Source organism: Micromonospora sp. (assembly GCF_048594385.1).
GTDB lineage: Bacteria > Actinomycetota > Actinomycetes > Mycobacteriales > Micromonosporaceae > Micromonospora > Micromonospora wenchangensis.
Genome location: NZ_JBMDWU010000108.1, coordinates 1 through 2,666, shown reverse-complemented (window position 1 = coordinate 2,666; position 2,666 = coordinate 1). Strand labels below are relative to the sequence as shown.

At 75.2% G+C, this 2,666-nt stretch carries 3 protein-coding genes; 1 reads left to right on the top strand and 2 read right to left on the bottom strand.

The window, feature by feature from the left end:
* Positions 1-732, top strand: a 732-nt coding sequence (locus tag ACOJTC_RS04890) for an MMPL family transporter (protein ID WP_420115916.1), incomplete at its 5' end; no start/stop codon positions are given.
* Positions 733-828: 96 nt separating this feature from the next.
* Here the strand turns inward: ACOJTC_RS04890 and ACOJTC_RS04885 are convergent.
* Positions 829-1,734, bottom strand: a complete 906-nt coding sequence (locus tag ACOJTC_RS04885) for an endo alpha-1,4 polygalactosaminidase (RefSeq protein ID WP_420115915.1) — start codon at positions 1,732-1,734, stop codon at positions 829-831.
* A gap of 107 nt (positions 1,735-1,841) precedes the next feature.
* Positions 1,842-2,666 (bottom strand): CAP domain-containing protein (locus ACOJTC_RS04880; protein WP_420115914.1); only part of this gene is annotated, 825 nt, incomplete at its 5' end.

The following is a 2,666-nucleotide window of genomic DNA, read 5'->3' as shown; positions in this document are numbered from 1 at the left end:
TCCCTGCACGAACTCCGCGACGACCTGCTGCCCGCCGCGATGCGCGGCATCCCCGGCGTCGAGTACGCCGTCGGCGGCGGGGTGGCCGCCAGCGAGGACTACGCCCGGCACATCCGGGAGAAGCTGCCGCTGGTGATGGCGTTCGTGCTGGCGCTGACCTTCCTGGTGATGACCTGGACGTTCCGGTCGGTGGTGGTCGCCCTCACCTCGATCCTGCTCAACCTGCTCTCCGCCGGGGCCGCCTACGGCCTGCTGGTGCTGGTCTTCCAGGGCGAGTGGGCGCAGGACCTGCTCGGCTTCACCTCGATGGGCGCGATCGTCTCCTGGCTGCCGCTGTTCCTGTTCGTGGTGCTCTTCGGGCTCTCCATGGACTACCACGTCTTCGTGGTCAGCCGGATCAGGGAGGGCATCCGGGGCGGCCGGTCCAACGCCGACGCGGTCGCCTACGGCATCACCTCCTCGGCCGGGGTGGTGACCAGCGCGGCGATCGTGATGGTCGCGGTGTTCGCGATCTTCGCCTCGCTCAGCACGATCGACATGAAGCAGCTCGGCATCGGGTTGGCCGCGGCGATCCTGCTGGACGCCACGATCATCCGGGCGGTGGTGCTGCCGTCGGTGATGACCCTGCTCGGCGAGGCCAACTGGTGGGCCCCCCGGTTCCTGCGTCGCCGCGACCGGCCCGCCGTCACCCCACCGGCCGAACCGACGCCGGAGCTGGTCGGGGCGCACTGACCGGCCGTCGGACCCGCCGCCGGTGACCGCCCGCCCGGGTGGTGCAGCGCCGTGGCCGGCGGCACGGGTGACCCGGACCGCACCGCGCGGTCCGGGTCACCGCGGTGTGCCGGGGACCGGCCCGGCAACGGTGGGGCAGGGCACCCGCCAGGCGTCCAGGATGCGGTTCTTACGGATCGAGGCGAAGCCGTAGCCGACGGTCGTCACGCAGAACCGCGCCGGGTCACCGGCGTACTCGACCTGGAAGACCGGCTTGCCCGCGTCGGCGAAGGGGAGCAGCCGGGCGCAGCGGCGCAACCGGACGCACTCCTCGTCGACCGCGAAGTCGAAGTCCGGCGCCAGGGCGGCCACCTGATCGACGTCACCGACCAGGCCGGGGGAGAGGTCCAGGGACCGGGCCAGCCCGGCCGTGCGCCGGTTGAACAGCAGTTGATCGTCGAAGCCGAGCGGGAAGCCCGACCGGTGGGCGTACCCGTCGGCGTCGACGAGGGCCACCGCGCCGAACCCCTTGCCCCGGCAGAGCCGGAACCGGTCGGCCAGGACGGGCCGCAGCACGTCCCACCGCCGCACGTCCACCCACCGGGTGCCGGGCCGCCCGGCGGCAGCGCCGCGCACCGCCGCCGGGTACCGGGCGGCGTCCGGGTCCGTCCCCGCGTACGTCCCGACGGGCACGTGACAGATCAGCCGCCGGTCGCGCCGACGCAGCGCCCCGGTCTCGGCGGTGCTCACCCGCACGGGGTCGAGCAGGACGACGTCGGCGTCGACGGTGGTGTCGACCGGGCCGGTGAGCTGCCACTGCCACCGCCACTGCCGGGCCGCTCCGGGTGGCCAGGGGGTCGGTGCGCCGGGTGGCCCGAGGTCGGGACGGCAGGCGTACACCGGGGTCAGCAGGGCGAGTGCCAGCGTGGCCGGCAGCACCCGGCGGGCCGGGTGGCGGCGCGGTGGCCGGGAGTGCAGCGGCGACCCGCCGCGCGTCGCGGACGCTGACGGCCGGATGCGCATCGGCGGCTCCCGGGTCCCGTGCGGTACGCCGCACGCCTCACCCGGTCCAACGAGAAGCCCTCGGCGACGACGCGGTCACGTCGTCGCCGGGGGCCGGCCGTCCCCGGTCAGCGCGGGGCGGCGAAGTCCTGCGTCCAGTACGGCCCGTTGCCGTTGGCCACCCCGACGCCGATCTCGGTGAACGCGCAGTTGAGGATGTTGGCCCGGTGACCGGGACTGTTCATCCAGGCGTCCATCACCGCGGCCGGGGTCTGCTGGTTCCAGGCGACGTTCTCGCCGTAGGTGCGCCAGGCGTAGCCGGCCCGCTCCAGCCGCTGCCCGGCGTTGCTGCCGTCGCTGCCGGTGTGCGTCATGGTCTTGTGGTCGGCCTGGTCCTGGCTGTGCTGCTGGGCGGCGAGGGTCAGCTTGGCGTCGACGGTGACGGCCGCGCAGCCGGCCTTGGCCCGCTCGGCGTTGACCAGGTCGACGACCTGCTGGGTCTGGCTGCCCCCACCGCCGCCGCTGACCGCAGCCCGGGTGGTGAGGGGCGCTGCCGGGGCCACGGTGCCGGAGCCGCCCCGGGCGGTCTGCCGCGACGCCGCCTGGGTCCGGCTCGGGGTGGGCGTCGGCGTGGCGGTCCGGCTCGGTGACGGGCTCGCCGACGTCGGTGACGGGCTCGGTGACGCGCTGGGGGAGGCCGGGGCGCTGCTACTCGGGGCGGTGTCGGTGATGACGGGCGCGGTGGCCACCGGCTCGTCGAGGGCGGCCCGGTCGGTGTTCCCGTCGTCGGGCAGCAGCACCGCGCCGATGCCGAGGCTCACCACCAGGGTCGCCGCCGCGGCTGCCCCGCCGATCAGCACCGGACGCCGCGACCGCCGCCGGGTACGACCGGTCGCGCCCGCCTTGCCGACCGGTCCGACGGCCGGGCTGGTCGCGGTGGCGTCCCGCAGGTC